The sequence below is a fragment of the Citrobacter sp. Ce119 genome (assembly GCF_030334525.1).
In the GTDB taxonomy this organism is placed as follows: domain Bacteria; phylum Pseudomonadota; class Gammaproteobacteria; order Enterobacterales; family Enterobacteriaceae; genus Citrobacter; species Citrobacter europaeus.
This window is the reverse complement of record NZ_JAOWDR010000031.1, coordinates 12,699-32,457: the sequence shown is the minus strand read 5'-3', so window position 1 is coordinate 32,457 and position 19,759 is coordinate 12,699. Positions and strand designations below refer to the sequence as shown.

General features: G+C 49.7%; 17 protein-coding genes. 11 read left to right on the top strand and 6 right to left on the bottom strand.

Going from position 1 to position 19,759, the window contains the following annotated elements:
* Positions 1 to 30: 30 nt before the first annotated feature.
* The 5 genes from dtd to OGV80_RS02335 all read right to left on the bottom strand — a co-directional run bounded on the left by dtd (position 31) and on the right by OGV80_RS02335 (position 3,769).
* Positions 31 to 468 carry a D-aminoacyl-tRNA deacylase gene (gene dtd / locus OGV80_RS02355; RefSeq protein ID WP_003028671.1) on the bottom strand — a complete coding sequence of 146 codons (438 nt, stop codon included), beginning with the start codon at positions 466 to 468 and terminating at the stop codon, positions 31 to 33.
* Entirely contained in the window at positions 465 to 1,337 is an 873-nt protein-coding gene (locus tag OGV80_RS02350; protein ID WP_043018884.1) for a virulence factor BrkB family protein, read from the bottom strand. The genes dtd and OGV80_RS02350 overlap by 4 nt, the downstream gene beginning before the upstream one ends.
* Positions 1,331 to 1,930, bottom strand: coding sequence for a glucose-1-phosphatase (yihX, locus tag OGV80_RS02345; RefSeq protein ID WP_087052886.1), 600 nt, complete (start codon positions 1,928 to 1,930; stop codon positions 1,331 to 1,333). Before yihX ends, OGV80_RS02350 begins: the two co-directional genes overlap by 7 nt.
* A 105-nt stretch (positions 1,931 to 2,035) precedes the next feature.
* On the bottom strand, positions 2,036 to 2,839 hold the full coding sequence (locus tag OGV80_RS02340) for a DeoR/GlpR family DNA-binding transcription regulator (protein ID WP_003847907.1): 804 nt from the start codon (positions 2,837 to 2,839) through the stop codon (positions 2,036 to 2,038).
* Positions 2,840 to 2,872: 33 nt separating this feature from the next.
* Positions 2,873 to 3,769 (bottom strand): sugar kinase, encoded by an 897-nt coding sequence (locus tag OGV80_RS02335; RefSeq protein WP_047407495.1) that lies wholly within the window; start codon positions 3,767 to 3,769, stop codon positions 2,873 to 2,875.
* 166 nt (positions 3,770 to 3,935) lie between these two features.
* Here OGV80_RS02335 and yihU point away from each other — a divergent pair, with 166 nt between their 5' ends.
* The 9 genes from yihU (at position 3,936) to ompL (ending at position 14,727) form a co-directional block, all read left to right on the top strand.
* Positions 3,936 to 4,832 (top strand): sulfolactaldehyde 3-reductase, encoded by an 897-nt coding sequence (yihU, locus tag OGV80_RS02330; protein ID WP_080625905.1) that lies wholly within the window; start codon positions 3,936 to 3,938, stop codon positions 4,830 to 4,832.
* Positions 4,833 to 4,842: 10 nt separating this feature from the next.
* Entirely contained in the window at positions 4,843 to 5,721 is an 879-nt protein-coding gene (yihT, locus tag OGV80_RS02325) for a sulfofructosephosphate aldolase (protein WP_023217875.1), read from the top strand.
* 15 nt (positions 5,722 to 5,736) lie between these two features.
* Positions 5,737 to 6,978 carry a sulfoquinovose isomerase gene (gene yihS, locus OGV80_RS02320; protein WP_047407502.1) on the top strand — a complete coding sequence of 414 codons (1,242 nt, stop codon included), beginning with the start codon at positions 5,737 to 5,739 and terminating at the stop codon, positions 6,976 to 6,978.
* A gap of 86 nt (positions 6,979 to 7,064) precedes the next feature.
* Positions 7,065 to 7,952 (top strand): aldose-1-epimerase, encoded by an 888-nt coding sequence (locus OGV80_RS02315; RefSeq protein WP_072033902.1) that lies wholly within the window; start codon positions 7,065 to 7,067, stop codon positions 7,950 to 7,952.
* 88 nt (positions 7,953 to 8,040) lie between these two features.
* Entirely contained in the window at positions 8,041 to 8,916 is an 876-nt protein-coding gene (locus OGV80_RS02310; RefSeq protein WP_047407506.1) for a sulfite exporter TauE/SafE family protein, read from the top strand.
* Between the two features lie 123 nt (positions 8,917 to 9,039).
* Positions 9,040 to 11,076 (top strand): alpha-glucosidase, encoded by a 2,037-nt coding sequence (locus OGV80_RS02305; RefSeq protein WP_087052884.1) that lies wholly within the window; start codon positions 9,040 to 9,042, stop codon positions 11,074 to 11,076.
* Between the two features lie 45 nt (positions 11,077 to 11,121).
* Positions 11,122 to 12,504: an MFS transporter gene (locus OGV80_RS02300; protein WP_047407512.1), complete on the top strand. Its 1,383-nt coding sequence runs from the start codon at positions 11,122 to 11,124 to the stop codon at positions 12,502 to 12,504.
* Positions 12,505 to 12,549: 45 nt separating this feature from the next.
* On the top strand, positions 12,550 to 13,968 hold the full coding sequence (locus OGV80_RS02295; RefSeq protein ID WP_047407515.1) for an MFS transporter: 1,419 nt from the start codon (positions 12,550 to 12,552) through the stop codon (positions 13,966 to 13,968).
* Between the two features lie 66 nt (positions 13,969 to 14,034).
* Positions 14,035 to 14,727, top strand: coding sequence for a porin OmpL (gene ompL, locus OGV80_RS02290; RefSeq protein ID WP_043018875.1), 693 nt, complete (start codon positions 14,035 to 14,037; stop codon positions 14,725 to 14,727).
* A 69-nt stretch (positions 14,728 to 14,796) separates the two neighbouring features.
* Here the strand turns inward: ompL and typA are convergent, their stop codons facing one another.
* Positions 14,797 to 16,620 carry a ribosome-dependent GTPase TypA gene (typA, locus tag OGV80_RS02285; RefSeq protein ID WP_008786988.1) on the bottom strand — a complete coding sequence of 608 codons (1,824 nt, stop codon included), beginning with the start codon at positions 16,618 to 16,620 and terminating at the stop codon, positions 14,797 to 14,799.
* 380 nt (positions 16,621 to 17,000) lie between these two features.
* Between typA and glnA the strand changes: the two genes are divergently transcribed.
* Together glnA and glnL are read left to right on the top strand one after the other, a co-directional pair.
* Positions 17,001 to 18,410, top strand: a complete 1,410-nt coding sequence (gene glnA, locus OGV80_RS02280) for a glutamate--ammonia ligase (protein WP_003028638.1) — start codon at positions 17,001 to 17,003, stop codon at positions 18,408 to 18,410.
* Positions 18,411 to 18,709: 299 nt separating this feature from the next.
* On the top strand, positions 18,710 to 19,759 hold the full coding sequence (gene glnL, locus OGV80_RS02275) for a nitrogen regulation protein NR(II) (protein ID WP_043018874.1): 1,050 nt from the start codon (positions 18,710 to 18,712) through the stop codon (positions 19,757 to 19,759).

Here is a 19,759-nt window from a genome sequence, read left to right as displayed (position 1 = left end):
TTGTTGCCCGCGGCCACACCGGTAGCTGGTTCATACTTGTAACCAGAACGTCACGGGACCATCATTAACCAGTGAAACCTGCATATCCGCAGCGAAACGACCGGTTTGCGTATTCATTTCCTGTTGGCGGCAACGCTCAACAAAGTACTCATACAGCGCTTCTGCCCGCTCGGGCGCTGCGCCTTTTGAAAAGCCCGGACGCATGCCGCGCTCAGTATCTGCCGCCAACGTAAATTGCGAGACCACCAGCACGCTGCCGCCTGACTGCTGCACATTCAGGTTCATTTTGCCTTCGGCATCGCTAAAGATTCGATAGCCGAGTACACGTTCGCACAGGCGGTTCGCTTTTTGTTCGTCATCATCCCTTTCGACACCTAACAGGACCAAAAGTCCTGGGCCAATTTCACCCGTCACCTCGCCCTCCACGGTGACGCTGGCACGGGTTACGCGCTGAATTAATGCAATCATGGTTGCTCTGCTTCTTCTTGTTCTGCGGCTTGTTTAAGTTTGCGGTATTCCCCGAGAGTGACAGTTATTTCCGCGCCTAGCAAGACGATACACCACGTCCAGTATACCCAGACAAATAAAATGGGGATCACCGCCAGGACACCGTAAATGAGCTGATACGACGGAAACATCGTGATGTAGAGCGCAAATCCTTTCTTTCCGGCTTCGAACAACACGGCGGCCACAAAGGCGCCAATAACCGCATCACGATTGGGTACACGGGTTGTCGGTACAATGCTGTAAAGCAGCCAGAACGAGAGCCAGGAAAGCACCAGCGGGAAAATACGCAGAACGTTATCAATCACCGTGTTGAGATCGCTGGCCCAGCGCAATGACAACAGATAAGAGCTGATCGCCAGGCTGGCCCCCGCCAGCAGCGGCCCCAGCGTTAAAATCATCCAGTAAACGGCGAAAGAGTAAACTTTAGGGCGAGTGCGTTTACTACGCCAGATAGTATTCAGCGCATTATCAATGGCATACATCAATAATAACGCCGTAACAATCAGCCCACATGCTCCAACGGCGGTCATTTTGTTCGAGTTGGCGACAAACTGTTCGATATAACGCTGGATAACGTCTCCCGTCGCCGGGATAAAGTTTGCGAAAATAAAATGCCGCAGCTGGACACTAACGTCAGAAAACATCGGAAAGGCGGCGAAAAGAGCAAACACAACGGCAATAAGCGGCACTAATGAGAGCAATGAAACGTAGGCAAGATTCCCTGCCAGCGTCGTCATGTTGTCTTCATCAATCCGCTGCCATAGTAGCTTCAGCCAGGCCCGTACAGGACGCGTATGGTGCCTGGCTTGTTGCTGAACATTTTTTAGCATAACAACTTCGCGAAATAGTCAGGAATGGTCGTTTTATCGACGACCTGGATACTGGTAATCCCTAACCGATTGGCCCCTTCAATATTATCGGCGTTGTCGTCAAAAAAGATCGCATCTTGCGCAGAAAAACCTTCAGACTGCAGGACGTGCTGGTAAATCCGCGCTTCAGGTTTACGCATGCCCAGTTCCTGGGAAAGATAAATATGGTCAGCAGCCTGACGGATCTCGGGGTATTCATCTGGCCAAAACGTCGTGTGCAAACGGTTAGTATTCGACAAGACGACCACCCGATGCCCCTGCTCACGCAGCTTTTGCATGATGTCGATGACTTCAGGACGCAAGGCGACAAAAACGGCCTGCCAGCCGTGGGAGAACTGCTCGTAACTGAGCGGCAGCGCCATGTCATGGCATAGCGCCTCCGCAAAAGCTTCATCCGTTATTTCACCTCGCTCGTGCTGGTGAAAAGCCTCCCCCATGGTGAAACTTTGCTTTAACGAGGCCAGCGGTACACGGCTCAAATCGCTCCATGTGCCTAACACGCGATTGAAGTCGATATCGACAATCACATTACCCAAATCAAAGATATAGAGCATGCCCTTCTCCTTATTCGCCGTGGATGAATAACTGTAGCGGGAAAGGAGAAGTTTGACTATGTGAGAGTGATGACTACGAACTTATCGAGCCATCACTGGAGAGAATTACACGGCCAGAGCATCGTCCTGTGAAGGACTCACTTGCACAATTTCCACCTGCTGTGACTGGAGTAAATTATGCAATGCGGGACCTGGGTATTCATCGGTAAACAACGCGGTCACCTGAGACACGTTACCAATTTCTACCGCGGCAGAAGCCGTATATTTCGTATGATCCGCAGCCAGCAGAATGTGTCTTGAATGGGACATCATCGTTTTCACTACGCTGGCTTCATTGACATCAAACTCCAGTAGCGCGCCATCACTTTCAATCGCGCCAACGCTGGTAACCAGGTAGTCGGCCCGAAAATCCGCGACAAATGCCGAGGCAGAAGGGCCAATGATGCCACTGTTATGCGGACGTAACGTTCCCCCCGGCACCATGACTTCAAAACGTGGGTTGTTATACAGAATGTGCGCCACACGCAGGCTATTGGTGATAATGCGCAAATGATTATGGTTTAACAGTGCGCGCGCCACCTGCTCAACGGTGGTGCCAATGGTAATAAACACCGTTGACCCATCAGGAATGTAATCAGCCACCGCTTCCGCGATGGCTTTTTTCTCTTCCGTCCAGGAGACTTCACGCTGCTCAAACGCCGTATTCACCACGCTGGAAGCTCTACCCGCGCCACCATGATGACGGGTAATTAATCCCTGCTCGCTGAGTTTACGAATATCACGACGCACGGTTTGCGTGGACACGTCCAGCAGGCTGGCGAGCTCGTCGATGTTCATATAACCGCGCTCGCTAATCAGCATCAGCAGTTGATCGTGTCGCGGGTTACCGGTCAGTTCGGTAAGACTCATGAAATTTCCTCGAAAAACCATTGCCCTGGCATTTTATACAAAAAGTGACAGAAAAGATCGGGTTTGATCACAGTCAGGGATTCCGGCTCTTCCTCCCGGACGTGTACATTTTAGCGCAGCAACCCCGCTGGCGAACCTGACAGCCCCTTCCGGAGCATCGCCGTCAGCCAGGCTGAATGCGAGCGCACCGTGGAAAACATCCCCCGCCCCCGTTGTGTCAACGACGTCGACTTTAAATCCAGATTGATGCTGCAACGTATTATTTTTTATCCAGTCACAGCCTTCGCTCCCTCGTGTCACATAAACATGACCATTTGTGAGCGTTTGTGCTTGTTTCAGTCCAGCGACAGGATCGCTTATTCCGGTTAAACGCGCCAGACCAGGTTCAGAGAATGCAGCATGATCGCTTAACGCCACCAGTTCACTAATACCCTGTGGCGTTACATCGCCATCCAAAACCGTCATCACTCCCGCCTGACGCGCCAGCGTGAACGCCTGCCTGGCCCCTTCGTGCCAGCGAACATCCGCCAACACCACATCCCACTGGGAAAAATCGATCTCATTGAGCCAATCAGCATCCGGCAGTAAATCCGGGCTGGGATAGTTAACGATAATCCGTTCACCTTGCGCATCAACCATAATCGCCGATTGCGAAGACTTTGCCCCCACGTAGCGCCGGGTGTAGCGGGTGTTTACCCCCAGGGATTCCAGCTCCGCCAGCAGGCTATTTCCGGTGTCGTCATCGCCCACACGGCCAATAAAGTCCACCTGCGCGCCCAGCTTCGCTGCAGCCACTGCGGCCGTTGCAGCAGGCCCGCCGCCCACTTCCGTATAACGCTTCGCCACATACTTACCTCCTTCAGTCGGTAAACCTTCCACGTAATAGATGCGATCCATCACGGCAATACCTACACAAGCAATACGAATCATGGTCATTCCTTAGGCGTTTCAAGATGGGATCATTTTAATTTCACAAAATGTTTAAAAAGTGACGGCTGTCAATTTTTTGACCATAAATTACAAATACGATCAAAAACAGACAAAAACAAACGACCTTAAATGACAAAAAATGACATCCACGTCTCAGGAGAACGTTATGGCAGTTATAGCATTTATCGGATTAGGTCAGATGGGTTCACCCATGGCGAGCAACTTGCTGAAGCAGGGTCATCAACTCAGCGTCTTTGACGTTAACCCGGATGCCGTTCAGCGCCTGGTGGAAAAAGGAGCACAGCCTGCCAACAACCCGGCCCAGGCGGCAAAGGGGGCAGAATTTGTCATCACCATGCTGCCAAACGGCTCCCTGGTGCGTAGCGTATTGTTCGGGGAGCAGGGTATCTGCGAAAGCCTCTCCCCGCAGGCGTTAGTGATTGATATGTCGACTATTCACCCACTGCAAACCGACAAGTTGATCGCCGATATGCGTGCCAAAGGTTTCGACATGATGGATTGCCCGGTTGGACGCACCTCCGATCACGCTATCGCGGGAACGCTGTTGCTGCTGGCAGGTGGAACGGCACAGCAGGTAGAACGCGCCACATCAGTTCTGATGGCGATGGGTAATGAATTGATCAATGCAGGGGGTCCCGGCATGGGGATCCGCGTGAAGCTCATCAACAACTACATGAGTATTGCGCTAAATGCCCTGTCTGCTGAAGCCGCCGTGCTGTGCGAAGCGCTCGGCCTCTCCTTCGATGTGGCCTTAAAAGTGATGAGCGGAACGCCTGCCGGAAAAGGTCACTTCACCACCTCCTGGCCAAACAAAGTGCTGAAAGGCGATCTTTCCCCGGCCTTTATGATCGATTTAGCTCACAAGGATCTTGGCATCGCCCTGGACGTTGCCAACCAACTGCATGTGCCGATGCCGCTCGGCGCCGCCTCCCGCGAAGTCTATAACCAGGCACGCGCCGCTGGCCGTGGCCGGGAAGACTGGACGGCAATTCTCGAACAGGTTCGCGCATCCGCCGGGCTAAATAAACACACAGATAAGTAAGGACTGAACAATGACGAAGTACACCCTGAAAGATATCACCCGAGCTTCCGGCGGTTTTGCCATGCTGGCGGTCGATCAGCGCGAAGCCATGCGCTTAATGTTTGCCGCAGCGGGTGCAAAATCCCCGGTCAATGACAGCGTGCTGACCGATTTCAAGGTCAATGCGGCAAAGATCCTGTCCCCCTATGCCTCCGCCATTTTGGTCGACCAGCAGTTCTGCTACCGCCAGGTTGTAGAGCAAAACGCGGTCGCCAAAAGCTGCGCCATGATTGTGGCCGCTGATGAGTTCATTCCGGGTAACGGTATTCCGGTCGATAGCGTGGTGATTGATAAAAAAATCAACCCGCAAGCCGTGAAGCAAGATGGTGCTAAGGCTCTCAAACTGCTGGTGCTGTGGCGTAGCGATGAAGATGCTCAGCAGCGTCTTGATATGGTGAAAGAATTCAATGAGCTATGCCATTCCAATGGCCTGCTTAGCATCATCGAGCCGGTTGTTCGCCCACCGCGTCGTGGCGATAAGTTCGATCGCGAACAGGCCATTATCGATGCCGCAAAAGAACTGGGTGATAGCGGTGCCGATCTCTACAAGGTCGAAATGCCGCTGTACGGCAAAGGTACTCAACAAGAACTACTAAGCGCCTCTCAGCGCCTGAATGAAAACATCAACATGCCGTGGGTCATTCTCTCCTCTGGTGTGGATGAAAAACTGTTCCCGCGCGCAGTCAGCGTAGCAATGACCGCAGGCGCATCTGGCTTCCTGGCCGGACGTGCGGTCTGGTCATCGGTTGTTGGCCTGCCAGATACCGAACTGATGCTGCGTGATGTTTCCGCGCCTAAATTGCAACGTTTAGGTGACATTGTCGATGAAATGATGGCCCGTCGCCGCTAATACGAGGATCAAAGAATGAAATGGTTTAACACATTGAGCCACAACCGTTGGCTGGAGCAGGAAACAGACCGCATCTTTAATTTTGGTAAAAATGCTGCTGTTCCTACTGGATTTGGCTGGCTGGGTAACAAGGGGCAAATTAAAGAAGAGATGGGGACTCATCTGTGGATTACTGCCCGTATGTTACACGTTTACTCTGTAGCTGCAGCCATGGGCAGACCTGGGGCATATGACCTGGTCGATCACGGCATCAAGGCTATGAATGGCGCATTGCTAGATAAAAAATACGGTGGTTGGTATGCATGCGTAAATGACGAAGGCGTGATGGATGCCTCCAAGCAAGGGTATCAACACTTTTTTGCACTGCTGGGCGCAGCCAGCGCAGTAACAACCGGGCATCCTGAAGCCAGGAAATTGCTGGATTACACCATAGAAGTGATTGAGAAATATTTTTGGAGTGAAGAAGAGCAGATGTGCCTTGAGTCCTGGGACGAGGCCTTCAGCCAGACGGAAGATTACCGTGGCGGTAACGCCAACATGCACGCTGTTGAGGCTTTCCTGATCGTTTATGACGTTACCCATGACAAAAAATGGCTGGATCGCGCTATCAGAATCGCATCAGTCATCATTCATGATGTGGCCAGAAACAATCATTACCGTGTTAATGAACACTTTGATACTCAATGGAATCCTATCCGCGACTATAACAAAGAAAATCCAGCACACCGTTTCCGTGCATTTGGCGGTACTCCAGGTCATTGGATCGAATGGGGTCGTTTAATGCTGCATATCCACGCAGCGCTGGAAGCCAGATGCGAACAACCCCCAGCATGGCTGCTGGAAGACGCTAAAGGTTTGTTCCACGCGACAGTACGTGATGCATGGGCTCCAGATGGAGCTGACGGCATTGTGTATACCGTTGACTGGGAAGGGAAACCCGTTGTACGTGAGCGTGTACGCTGGCCAATTGTCGAAGCGATGGGGACAGCCTATGCCCTCTATACCGTAACAGGGGATCGTCAATATGAAACCTGGTATCAGACATGGTGGGATTACTGCATTAAATACCTGATGGACTATGAAAATGGTTCATGGTGGCAAGAATTGGATGCTGACAACAAGGTGACCACTAAAGTCTGGGACGGTAAGCAGGATATATACCATCTTCTGCACTGTCTGGTAATCCCACGCATCCCGCTCGCTCCAGGGCTGGCACCAGCCGTAGCAGCAGGTTTGTTAGATATCAATGCAAAATAAATAAGCCTGGTAAAGACGGCATATCAGCAAATGAATGTTGCATATGCCGTTGTTTAGTAAGGATATCTAATATTAAGGTGATATGTATGCATAGTGGTGGGAATACGATATTACTCGCTGCAGGTGATTACCGGGCGCAAATAGTTTCAGTTGGTGCCGGTCTTGCCGAATTAACCTGGCAGGGCAAGCATCTGGTTATACCTCATAAACCAGAAGAGATGCCTCTTGCTCATCTGGGTAAGGTATTAATCCCTTGGCCAAATCGTATTGCCAATGGCATCTATCAGCATGATGGGCATGAGTATCTGCTGCCGATTAATGAACATGGCTCTAACGCCGCTATTCACGGCTTACTTGCATGGAGAGACTGGCAAGTTAGTGAATTAACAGCCGCAAAAGCTTCGTTCTCCATATTTTTACCGCCAAGTTATGGCTACCCATTCGCATTGATTTCGCAGGTTATTTACTCACTGGACGCTACAACGGGGCTGTCCGTTGAAATAATTAGCCAAAATATCGGCGATAAACCAGCACCTTATGGCGTCGGTGTTCACCCTTACTTAACTTGCGATTTAGCACCTGTTGATGACTGTACGCTGCAACTTCCTGCAAATGAGGTTTTTGCTTCCGATACACAGTCTAACTCAACAACGTTACTTCACGTCGATGAGCTGAATTTGGATTATTCCATCCAACAGAAAATCGGTGATAAACGGATTGATCATACTTTCAAAACTTGCGGCGAGCGGTGGGAGACGAAAATTATTAACGAACAACAGCAGCTTGCTGTTAGTTTGTGTTCCGATCAACCGTGGCTTCAGGTCTATAGTGGCGAAAAGTTGAATCGCCGGGGGTTGGCTATCGAACCGATGAGTTGTCCACCGGATGCCTTTAACTCTGGGATCGACTTACTATTACTTAAACCAAAACAGCAGCATACATTATTTTTTAATATTCGCGGTGAATGCATATAGTGCAAGTGTTTATTTGTGCAGGATACCCATTACCATGACTTAAAACAGCCAAGGTAATATTTTAGAATTTGATAATGAAGGAATTATAATGGATTTCTTTAATTTATTTACACCTGATGGCGTGATGTTGGAGCCAAATGTTATATATACTGTTATCGCCTTAATGTTTCTTTATACATTTGTAGGAATATGTGCTGGCTTTGGTGGTGGATTGACAACCATGCCGCTCATCACCCTGATGCTTCCTGTAAAAATGGCAACTCCACTTTCTGTTATTGTCGGAACAGCGACCGCCATTTATGCCACGTGGTTATCTCGTAAAGAAACGGACTGGCGATCGGCTGCCGTTCTTATCGGTTTCTCTTTTCTTGGCATTCCGGTAGGTTTATATGCACTGTCATATCTGCCTGATCACATCATGAAAATAGGATTGGGTGGTTTTCTTATTCTCTACTCATTCTACAGTATGTTTATTCCCCGCCTCCCCATCTATGACAGACGTTGGATAGCTGCGCCGTTAGGGGCAATAGCTGGTGCACTAGGAGCGGCCTTTTCCACAAATGGACCACCAGTTGTAATGTATGGAATGCTGCGTAACCTGGGCCCAGCCGCTTTTCGCGGTACGCTAAATGCGTTCTTTACGGCAAACAACATTGCAGTTGTCGGCGGTCTGGCAACCAGTGGAATATTAACAGTATCAACATTTAAACTGGTTATTTTCTGTATTCCTACCATGATACTCGGTTCCTTAGTCGGGCAATATGTACATAAGCGTATTTCGGTAAAAGTATTCCGTGTTTTAGTCTTTTTGTTATTAATCGCTTCGGGGGCAATGTTAATAAAAGGTGCATTGGGTATTTCAGCAATCACTGCTCTTCTACCACCATTTGCACTGTTGGCGGCATTACAAATACTTTTAGGTAAAAAAATCGCTGAGATTCGTAAAGTGGATGCTAGCAAATAATAAAAGCTTTTCTTGTTCAGGCGCTACTTCAAGGGTAGCGCATAACTATTTAAGGCTAATGAATAATAGCAAATCATAAACAATCAGTATGCTCGCGTTCCTCAATTTCATGGAGAATATTTTATGAGCACGCAAAGTAAGCATTTATCCTCAGTCCTGATAGAAAAGAATATTGATGGTTTTACGCTGACATACCACCAGCGCCTGATTTTGCGTCACAGCACAGAACTCCCCTGCCTGTGGATCGGCGCTGGCGTTGCCGACATTGACATGTTTCGCGGCAACTTCAGCATTAAAGACAAGCTCAATGAGAAGATTGCTCTGACCGACGCCACGGTAAGCGAGTCGCCTGAAGGCTGGCGGGTAGATTTCAGCCGCGGTAATACCATCAACGCCACGCTGCACATCTCCACCGATGAACAGGGACGCCTGAAGCTGGATCTGCACAACGAGGATCTCAGCCATAACCGTATCTGGCTGCGCCTGGCCGCCAGGGCGGACGATCATATTTACGGCTGCGGCGAACAATTCTCTTACTTCGATTTGCGCGGAAAGCCATTCCCACTGTGGACCAGCGAACAGGGCGTGGGCCGTAACAAAAACAGCTATGTCACCTGGCAGGCAGACTGTAAAGAAAATGCCGGCGGTGACTACTACTGGACCTTCTTCCCGCAGCCGACCTTTGTCAGTACGCAGAAATACTACTGCCATGTGGATAACAGCTGCTATATGAATTTCGACTTCAGCGCGCCGGAGTACCACGAACTGGCATTGTGGGAGGATAAAACCACTCTTCGCTTTGAATGCGCAGACACCTATATCTCTTTGCTGGAAAAACTGACTGCACTGCTAGGACGCCAGCCAGAGCTACCGGACTGGATCTACGATGGCGTCACGCTCGGTATTCAGGGCGGTACTGAGATTTGCCAGAACAAACTGGACACTATGCGTAACGCAGGCGTGAAAGTAAACGGCATCTGGGCGCAGGATTGGTCCGGGATCCGCATGACTTCTTTTGGCAAGCGCGTGATGTGGAACTGGAAGTGGAACAGCGACAACTATCCGCAGTTGGATAGCCGTATTAAGCAGTGGAAAGAAGAAGGCGTGCAGTTTCTCTCCTACATCAACCCGTACGTCGCCAGCGATAAAGATCTCTGTGCCGAAGCCGCTGCACATGGCTATCTGGCGAAAGACGCCTCTGGCGCTGACTATCTGGTTGAGTTTGGTGAATTTTACGGCGGCGTGGTCGATCTGACCAACCCCGAAGCCTACACCTGGTTCAAAGAAGTCATCAAAAAGAACATGATTGAACTGGGCTGCGGCGGTTGGATGGCCGACTTTGGCGAATACCTGCCGACCGATACGTATCTGCATAACGGCGTCAGCGCTGAAATTATGCATAACGCCTGGCCCGCGTTGTGGGCGAAATGTAACTACGAAGCGTTACAGGAGACCGGCAAACTCGGCGAGATCCTGTTCTTTATGCGTGCGGGCTACACCGGCAGCCAGAAATACTCCACCATGATGTGGGCAGGCGATCAGAACGTTGACTGGAGCCTCGACGATGGTCTGGCTTCCGTCGTTCCTGCGGCGCTGTCGCTGGCGATGACCGGCCACGGTCTACACCACAGCGATATCGGCGGTTACACCACCCTGTTTGACATGAAACGCAGCAAAGAGCTACTGCTGCGCTGGTGTGATTTTAGCGCCTTCACGCCAATGATGCGCACCCACGAAGGTAACCGCCCTGGCGATAACTGGCAGTTTGATGGTGATGCAGAAACCATCGCCCACTTTGCCCGTATGACCACCGTCTTTACCACCCTGAAACCGTATCTCAAACAGGCGGTCGCGCAAAACAGCGCTACTGGTCTGCCGGTGATGCGCCCGCTGTTCCTGCATTACGAAGACGATGCGCGGACCTATACCCTGAAATATCAGTACCTGCTGGGGCAGGATTTGCTGGTTGCGCCGGTTCACGAACAAGGTCAGCAAAACTGGACGCTGTATCTGCCGGAGGATAGCTGGGTAAACGTCTGGACTGGGGAAACTTCTCAGGGCGGAGAAATTACCGTGGATGCGCCTATTGGCAAGCCTCCGGTGTTTTATCGCGCGAAGAGTGAATGGGCGTCACTGTTTGCCACCTTACGCAACATCTAATGCGGCTCGCCCGCGGGTAAACTCGCGGGCACATGGAGAATAATAATGAGTCAGACCTCTGCTGATCCAGCAACGCTACGCCTGCCACTTAAAGAAAAAATAGCTTATGGCATAGGCGATCTGGGTTCCAATATTCTGCTGGATATTGGCACACTCTATTTGTTGAAATTCTACACAGATGTCCTCGGTCTTCCGGGAACCTATGGTGGGATTATTTTCTTAATCGCTAAATTCTTTACCGCATTTACCGATATGGGTACCGGTATTGTGCTCGACTCACGGCGAAAAATAGGACCGAAAGGTAAATTTCGCCCGTTCGTTCTGTATGGCTCATTCCCAGTAGCACTACTGGCTACAGCCAACTTTATAGGAACACCGTTAGAAATTACGGGTAAAACGGTTGTCGCAACGCTGCTGTTTATGCTTTATGGATTATGCTACAGCCTGATGAACTGCTCTTATGGCGCGATGGTGCCAGCCATAACCAAAAATCCAAATGAACGTGCCTCGTTGGCAGCCTGGCGCCAGGGTGGATCCACCTTAGGCCTTCTCATTGGGACCGTTGCTTTTGTACCAGTAATGAATTTGATTGAAGGTAATCAACAACTGCAATATGGCGTTACGGCTGCTCTTTTCTCGTTATGCGGGCTGCTATTTATGTGGCTTTGCTATGCGGGTGTCAAAGAGCGTTATGTTGAGGTCAAACAGGCTGATTCCGCACAAAAAGCAGGAATTTTGCAATCCTTCCGTGCAATCGCGGGTAATCGCCCACTGTTTATTTTGTGCGTTGCCAACCTCTGCACCCTTGCGGCCTTTAATGTCAAACTGGCGATTCAGGTCTACTACACCCAGTACGTGCTAAACGATCCGATTATTTTGTCCTATATGGGCTTCTTCAGCATGGGTTGTATATTCATCGGCGTCTTTTTGATGCCTGCTGCTGTACGCCGCTTTGGTAAGAAAAAGGTCTATATCGGCGGGCTAATAATTTGGGCCGTGGGCGATCTGCTTAACTACGGCTTCGGTGACACTTCGGTGAGTTTCGTGGCCTTCTCCTGTCTGGCATTCTTCGGCTCAGCATTTGTTAACAGCCTTAACTGGGCGCTGGTCTCGGACACAGTGGAATATGGTGAATGGCGTACTGGCGTGCGTTCCGAAGGGACGGTTTATACCGGGCTCACCTTCTTTCGAAAAATGTCCCAAGCGCTGGCTGGATTTTTCCCTGGATGGATGCTTACTCAAATTGGCTACATTCCAAACGTGGTGCAGTCGGCCAGCACTGTTGAAGGATTACGTCAGTTGATCTTCATATATCCTTGTGTGCTCGCGGTGCTCGCCATGATTACAATGGGCTGTTTTTACAACCTCAACGAGAAAATGTACTTCCGTATCGTTGAAGAAATAGAAGCACGTAAACGTACTGCTTAACAATAATAATTAATGACGCCCTTCGGGGCGTTATAAGGAGTGGTTATGCCTGACCATGATCCGCTAACGCTAAAACTAAGCCTGAAAGAAAAACTCGCTTACGGCGCGGGTGATATTGGCTCCAATCTAATGCTAAGCATTGGTACATTGTATTTGCTCAAGTTTTACACAGATGAGCTAGGAATGCCTGCATATTATGGTGGGATTATTTTCCTTATAGCAAAATTCTTTACTGCATTTACAGATATGCTAACCGGATTTCTTCTCGATTCTCAAAAAAGCATTGGAAGCAGGGGGAAATTCAGGCCTTTTATTCTGTATGCAGCAGTACCATCCGCGATTATTGCGACAGTTCAGTTTATTGCTACAACATTTAGCCTGCCAATTAAGACTGCTATTGCCACTGGTCTATTTATGCTATTCGGTCTGTTTTACAGCCTAATGAACTGTTCATATGGTGCCATGATTCCAGCAATAACAAAAAATCCAAATGAACGCGCACAACTGGCAGCTTTTCGACAGGGTGGGGCAACAATCGGATTATTAATCTGTACGGTTGCTTTTATCCCACTGCAATCTTTATTCTCTACAACTACCATTGGTTATGGTTGTGCAGCCTTAACTTTCTCTGTCTTTGGTTTTGTTTTTATTATGTTATGTTATAAAGGAACCAAAGAATATTACATTGAGCCCCGCTCACCGGGACATAAAACAAGCATCATCAAATCATTCTGTGCAATTTTTCATAACCCACCACTATTAGTTCTATGCATTGCAAATTTGTGTACACTAGCAGCATTTAATATCAAGTTAGCTATTCAGGTTTATTATACCCAATATGTACTAAATGACATTAACCTATTATCCTGGATGGGTTTTTTTAGTATGGGGTGCGTAATTATTGGTGTTTTGTTAGTCCCCTGGACCGTGAAATGTTTTGGCAAGAAACGCGTATATTTAGCAGGTATGGTTTTATGGGCCGCTGGCGATATTTTAAATTATTTTTGGGGTTATAACTCCTTTTATTTTGTGATTTTTTCTTGTTTAGCCTTCTTCGGAACCGCTTTTGTTAACAGCCTGAACTGGGCGCTGGTTCCGGATACGGTCGATTATGGCGAATGGAAAACAGGGATCCGCGCGGAAGGCTCGGTGTATACGGGTTATACCTTTTCTCGCAAAATATCTGCTGCGCTCGCAGGCTTCCTGCCGGGCATCATGCTGACGCAAATCGGTTATATCCCTAACATAGCCCAGAGCGATGCCACCCTGCTCGGTTTGCGTCAGCTTATTTTTCTCTGGCCCTGCGGTCTTGCGATTATTGCAGCACTCACGATGGGCTTCTTTTATAAACTTAACGAAACACGTTTTGCTTTTATTATTGAGGAAATCAGCCAACGGAAGAAAAACAACATCCAACCGGACCCTATTACCAATAAAAAGAATACCTCTGCTGTAAAAGTATAAAAATAATAGCCGCCTATTCCATCCCAATGGATGGCGGCCTCCCTACGCTTAAAAAATGGATTTATCATGAAAAAATTAACGACAATAATTCTCCTATCCTCTGTGGTGTCAACCTCTGCTTTTGCTGGAGTCTATGTAGAAAACCGCGAAGCATATAATCTGGCGTCCGACCAAATGGAAGTCATGCTGCGTGTCGGTTATAACTCCGATATGGGCGCGGGTATCATGCTCACCAACACCTATACTATGCAACGCAAGGATGAGTTAAAACACGGCTATAACGAAATAGAGGGCTGGTATCCATTATTTAAACCGACAGATAAATTAACAATCCAGCCAGGAGGATTAATAAACGATAAGAGTATTGGTTCAGGCGGAGCTGTTTATCTGGATGTTAACTATAAATTTACTCCGTGGTTTAATCTTACCGTGCGGAATCGATATAACCATAATAACTACAGTTCAACTGATTTAAATGGTGATCTGGATAATAATGACACCTATGAAATCGGTAACTACTGGAACTTTACCATTACCGATAAATTCTCCTACACCTTTGAACCGCACTATTTTATGCGCGTCAATGACTTCAATAGCAGCAATGGAAAAGATCATCACTGGGAAATTACTAATACCTTTAAGTATCGTATTAATGAACACTGGCTGCCCTATCTGGAATTACGCTGGTTAGATCGCAATGTTGAGCCCTATCATCGTGAACAAAACCAGATTCGTGTCGGGGCAAAGTATTTCTTCTGATCCTCCTGATGATAAAAAAAGCCGCTGAAATCAGCGGCTTTTTTATGCTTACCTGAGGAAGAGCGTTAATTACTCTTCTTTCGCGCCACGCATTGCACGGCGACGATCGTTTTCAGTCAGGTGACGCTTACGGATACGGATAGAAGTTGGGGTAACTTCTACCAGTTCGTCGTCATCGATGAATTCCAGAGCCTGCTCCAGAGTCATCTTAACCGGTGGAACCAGAACCGTTGCTTCGTCAGTACCAGACGCACGCATGTTGGTCAGTTTCTTACCGGTCAGGCAGTTTACAGTCAGGTCGTTAGAGCGGCTGTGAATACCGATGATCTGGCCTTCGTAAACTTCTGCACCGTGACCCAGGAACAGCTTACCGCGGTCCTGCAGGCTGAACAGTGCGAACGCAACTGCTTTACCCTGGCCATTGGAGATCAGAACGCCGTTCTGACGCTGACCCACATCACCCGCACGAACGTCGTCGTAGTGGCTGAAGGTGGAGTACAGCAGACCGGTACCGGAAGTCATGGTCATGAATTCTGAACGGAAGCCGATCAGACCACGGCTTGGGATCACGTAGTCAAGACGTACGCGGCCTTTGCCATCTGGATTCATGTTTTTCAGGTCGCCTTTACGCTCACCCAGAGCCTGCATGACAGACCCCTGATGCTGCTCTTCGACGTCCAGCGTTACGTTTTCGAACGGCTCTTGTTTACGGCCATCGATTTCGCGGAAGATTACTTTCGGACGGGAAACCGCCATTTCGAAACCTTCACGACGCATGTTTTCGATCAGAACAGACAGGTGCAGCTCACCACGACCAGATACACGGAACGCATCCGCATCTTCGGTTTCTTCAACGCGCAGGGCAACGTTGTGCACCAGCTCTTTGTTCAGGCGGTCAAGGATCTGACGAGAGGTAACATATTTACCTTCTTTACCACAGAACGGAGAGGTGTTTACGCAGAAGAACATGGTTACGGTCGGTTCATCAACGGACAGAGCCGGCAGCGCTTCGACATTCTGCGGGTCGCAGATGGTGTCGGAGATGTTCAGTTCGCCCAGACCGGTGATCGCGATGATATCGCCTGCTTCGGCAATATCACTCTCAATACGTTCCAGACCCAGATGAGTCAGAACTTTACCGACTTTACCGTTACGGGTTTTGCCTTCACTATCAATGATAGTGATCTGCTGGTTCGGTTTAACTTTACCGCGTTTGATACGACCGATGCCGATTACGCCAACGTAGTTGTTGTAGTCCAGCTGAGAGATTTGCATCTGCAGCGGGCCATCAAGGTCTACGCTCGGAGCCGGTACGCGATCAACGATGGTCTGATACAGCGGAGTCATGTCTTCAGCCATGTCTTCGTGATCCAGACCTGCGATACCGTTCAGCGCGGAAGCGTAAACGATCGGGAAGTCCAGCTGCTCGTCGGTAGCGTCGAGGTTAACGAACAGGTCGAATACCTGATCAACAACCCAGTCAGGACGCGCGCCAGGACGGTCAACTTTGTTGATAACAACAATTGGCTTCAGGCCATGGGCAAAGGCTTTTTTGGTCACGAAGCGCGTCTGCGGCATCGGACCGTCCATTGCATCCACCACCAGCAGCACGGAGTCGACCATGGACATTACACGTTCAACTTCACCACCGAAGTCGGCGTGCCCCGGGGTATCAACGATGTTGATACGGTAGTCATTCCATTTGATAGCGGTGTTTTTAGCGAGGATGGTAATCCCACGCTCTTTCTCCAAATCGTTGGAGTCCATCACGCGCTCTTGGGTTTCAGCACGTGCATCGAACGTACCGGATTGTTGGAGCAGCTTGTCTACCAGGGTCGTTTTACCATGGTCTACGTGCGCGATGATGGCGATGTTACGCAAATTTTCGATCACAACTTTGCCTCAGGCATTTTAGAAATAGCGCGTTATTGTACACGGATTAATCGCAGTACAAAACAGGATCACAAACATCCTCCGCAAACAAGTATTGCAGAGTTTCTTTGTGATCACATTCACGGAGCGTTAAAAGGGGTAATCTGACATGCTTTGCACCAATATGGTGCTTAATGTTCACATTAAAGCACTATAATGGTGCAATACTACCTTCATGGTGCAGCCCCTTTGCACGATAGTGCGCATGATAACGCCTTTTAGGGGCAATTTAAAAGTTGGCACAGATTTCGCTTTATATTTTTTACGGCGACACGGCCAATTTTTTGCAGAATTGAAGACTTCGTTACCACGACGACCATGACCAATCCGGGAGAGTAAGTATGTCCGCTGAACACGTTTTGACGATGCTGAACGAACACGAAGTGAAGTTTGTTGATTTACGCTTCACTGATACCAAAGGTAAAGAACAGCACGTCACTATTCCTGCTCATCAGGTAAATGCCGAATTCTTTGAAGAAGGCAAAATGTTTGACGGCTCCTCAATCGGTGGCTGGAAAGGCATTAACGAATCAGACATGGTTCTGATGCCAGATGCGTCTACTGCACTCATCGACCCGTTCTATGAAGAGTCTACCTTGATCATCCGTTGCGATATCCTGGAACCAGGTACGCTGCAGGGCTACGACCGCGACCCGCGCTCCATCGCTAAACGCGCTGAAGAGTATCTGCGCTCTACCGGCATCGCAGACACCGTTCTGTTCGGGCCAGAGCCAGAATTCTTCCTGTTTGACGACATCCGTTTCGGCGCGTCTATTTCCGGTTCCCACGTGGCTATTGATGACATCGAAGGCGCATGGAACTCCTCCACCAAATACGAAGGTGGTAACAAAGGTCACCGCCCTGGCGTGAAAGGCGGTTACTTCCCGGTTCCTCCGGTAGATTCTTCTCAGGACATCCGTTCTACCATGTGTCTGATCATGGAAGAGATGGGCCTGGTCGTTGAAGCGCATCACCACGAAGTTGCTACCGCTGGCCAGAACGAAATCGCAACCCGCTTCAACACCATGACCAAAAAAGCGGATGAGATTCAGATCTACAAATATGTCGTTCACAACGTCGCTCACCGTTTCGGTAAAACCGCGACCTTTATGCCAAAACCAATGTTCGGCGATAACGGTTCCGGCATGCACTGCCACATGTCTCTGTCCAAGAACGGCGTAAACCTGTTCTCCGGTGACAAGTATGCGGGTCTGTCTGAGCAGGCGCTGTTCTACATCGGCGGCGTAATCAAACACGCTAAAGCGATCAACGCCCTGGCGAACCCGACCACTAACTCCTACAAGCGTCTGGTCCCAGGCTACGAAGCGCCGGTAATGCTGGCTTACTCTGCCCGTAACCGTTCTGCTTCTATCCGTATTCCAGTAGTTGCTTCTCCGAAAGCGCGTCGTATCGAAGTGCGTTTCCCGGACCCGGCTGCTAACCCGTACCTGTGCTTCGCAGCGCTGCTGATGGCTGGTCTTGACGGTATTAAGAACAAGATCCACCCGGGCGAAGCGATGGACAAAAACCTGTACGACCTGCCGCCGGAAGAAGCAAAAGAGATCCCACAGGTTGCTGGTTCTCTGGAAGAAGCACTGAAAGAACTGGATCTGGACCGTGAGTTCCTGACAGCAGGCGGCGTGTTCACCAATGAAGCGATCGATGCGTACATTACGCTGCGTCGCGAAGAAGATGACCGCGTGCGCATGACTCCGCACCCGGTAGAGTTTGAGCTGTACTACAGCGTTTAATTTAACTTTTACACTCTCACATAAAAACGTGCAGAGGATGTAATAACCAATGGATTTCTTGCTACAGCAAGGCGGCAATTGAGTGAATCCCCGGGAGCTTACATAAGTAAGTGACTGGGGTGAGCGAAAGCAGCCAACACAGCTGTAGGGAGAAAGACGAAGGTTTTAGTTGCCGTGGAACTTTTAGCCCATCTCTGGATGGGCTTTTTTCTCCACTAACAACCTGCTTTTTCGCGCTTTTTTGATGTAAAAAGCTATAATGCACTAAATTGGTGCAACACTTTTCAGGAGACTGCTGAATGGCAACCGGCACGCTGCCCGATGCTGGGCAGATCCTCAATTCTTTAATCAACAGCATCTTACTCGTCGACGATGAGCTGGCGGTACATTACGCCAACCCGGCAGCGCAACAGCTGCTCGCCCAAAGCTCCCGCAAACTGTTTGGTACTCCGCTTCCCGATCTGTTGAGTTATTTCTCCTTGAACATCGGGCTGATGCGAGAGAGCCTGGAAGCAGGCCAGGGCTTTACGGATAACGAAGTGACGCTGGTGATAGACAGCCACTCACATATCCTCTCTGTGACCGCTCAGAGGCTGCCTGATGGCCTTATCTTGCTGGAGATGGCGCCAATGGATAACCAGCGCCGTCTGAGCCAGGAACAGCTCCAGCACGCCCAGCAGATTGCCGCCCGCGATCTGGTGCGCGGCCTGGCACACGAAATTAAAAACCCGCTGGGTGGATTGCGCGGCGCGGCGCAACTTCTCAGTAAAGCGCTTCCGGACCCGGCGCTGACCGAATATACCAAAGTCATTATTGAGCAGGCCGACCGCCTGCGTAATCTGGTCGACCGTCTGCTGGGGCCACAACAGCCGGGTATGCACGTCACAGAGAGTATTCACAAAGTGGCGGAGCGCGTGGTAGCGCTGGTCTCGATGGAGCTGCCGGAAAACGTCACGCTGATCCGGGATTACGATCCGAGTCTGCCGGAATTACTGCACGATCCGGACCAGATAGAGCAGGTTCTGTTAAACATCGTGCGTAACGCTTTGCAGGCGCTGGGACCAGAAGGCGGTGAGATCGTTCTGCGTACCCGCACCGCGTTTCAGCTCACGCTGCACGGCATGCGTTATCGCCTGGCGGCACGGATTGATGTTGAGGATAACGGTCCGGGTATCCCCTCGCATTTACAGGACACGCTGTTCTACCCAATGGTCAGCGGTCGCGAGGGCGGTACTGGCCTTGGCTTATCCATCGCCCGTAATTTGATTGATCAACATTCCGGCAAAATTGAATTTACCAGTTGGCCGGGTCATACCGAGTTCTCGGTTTACCTGCCTATCAGGAAATAA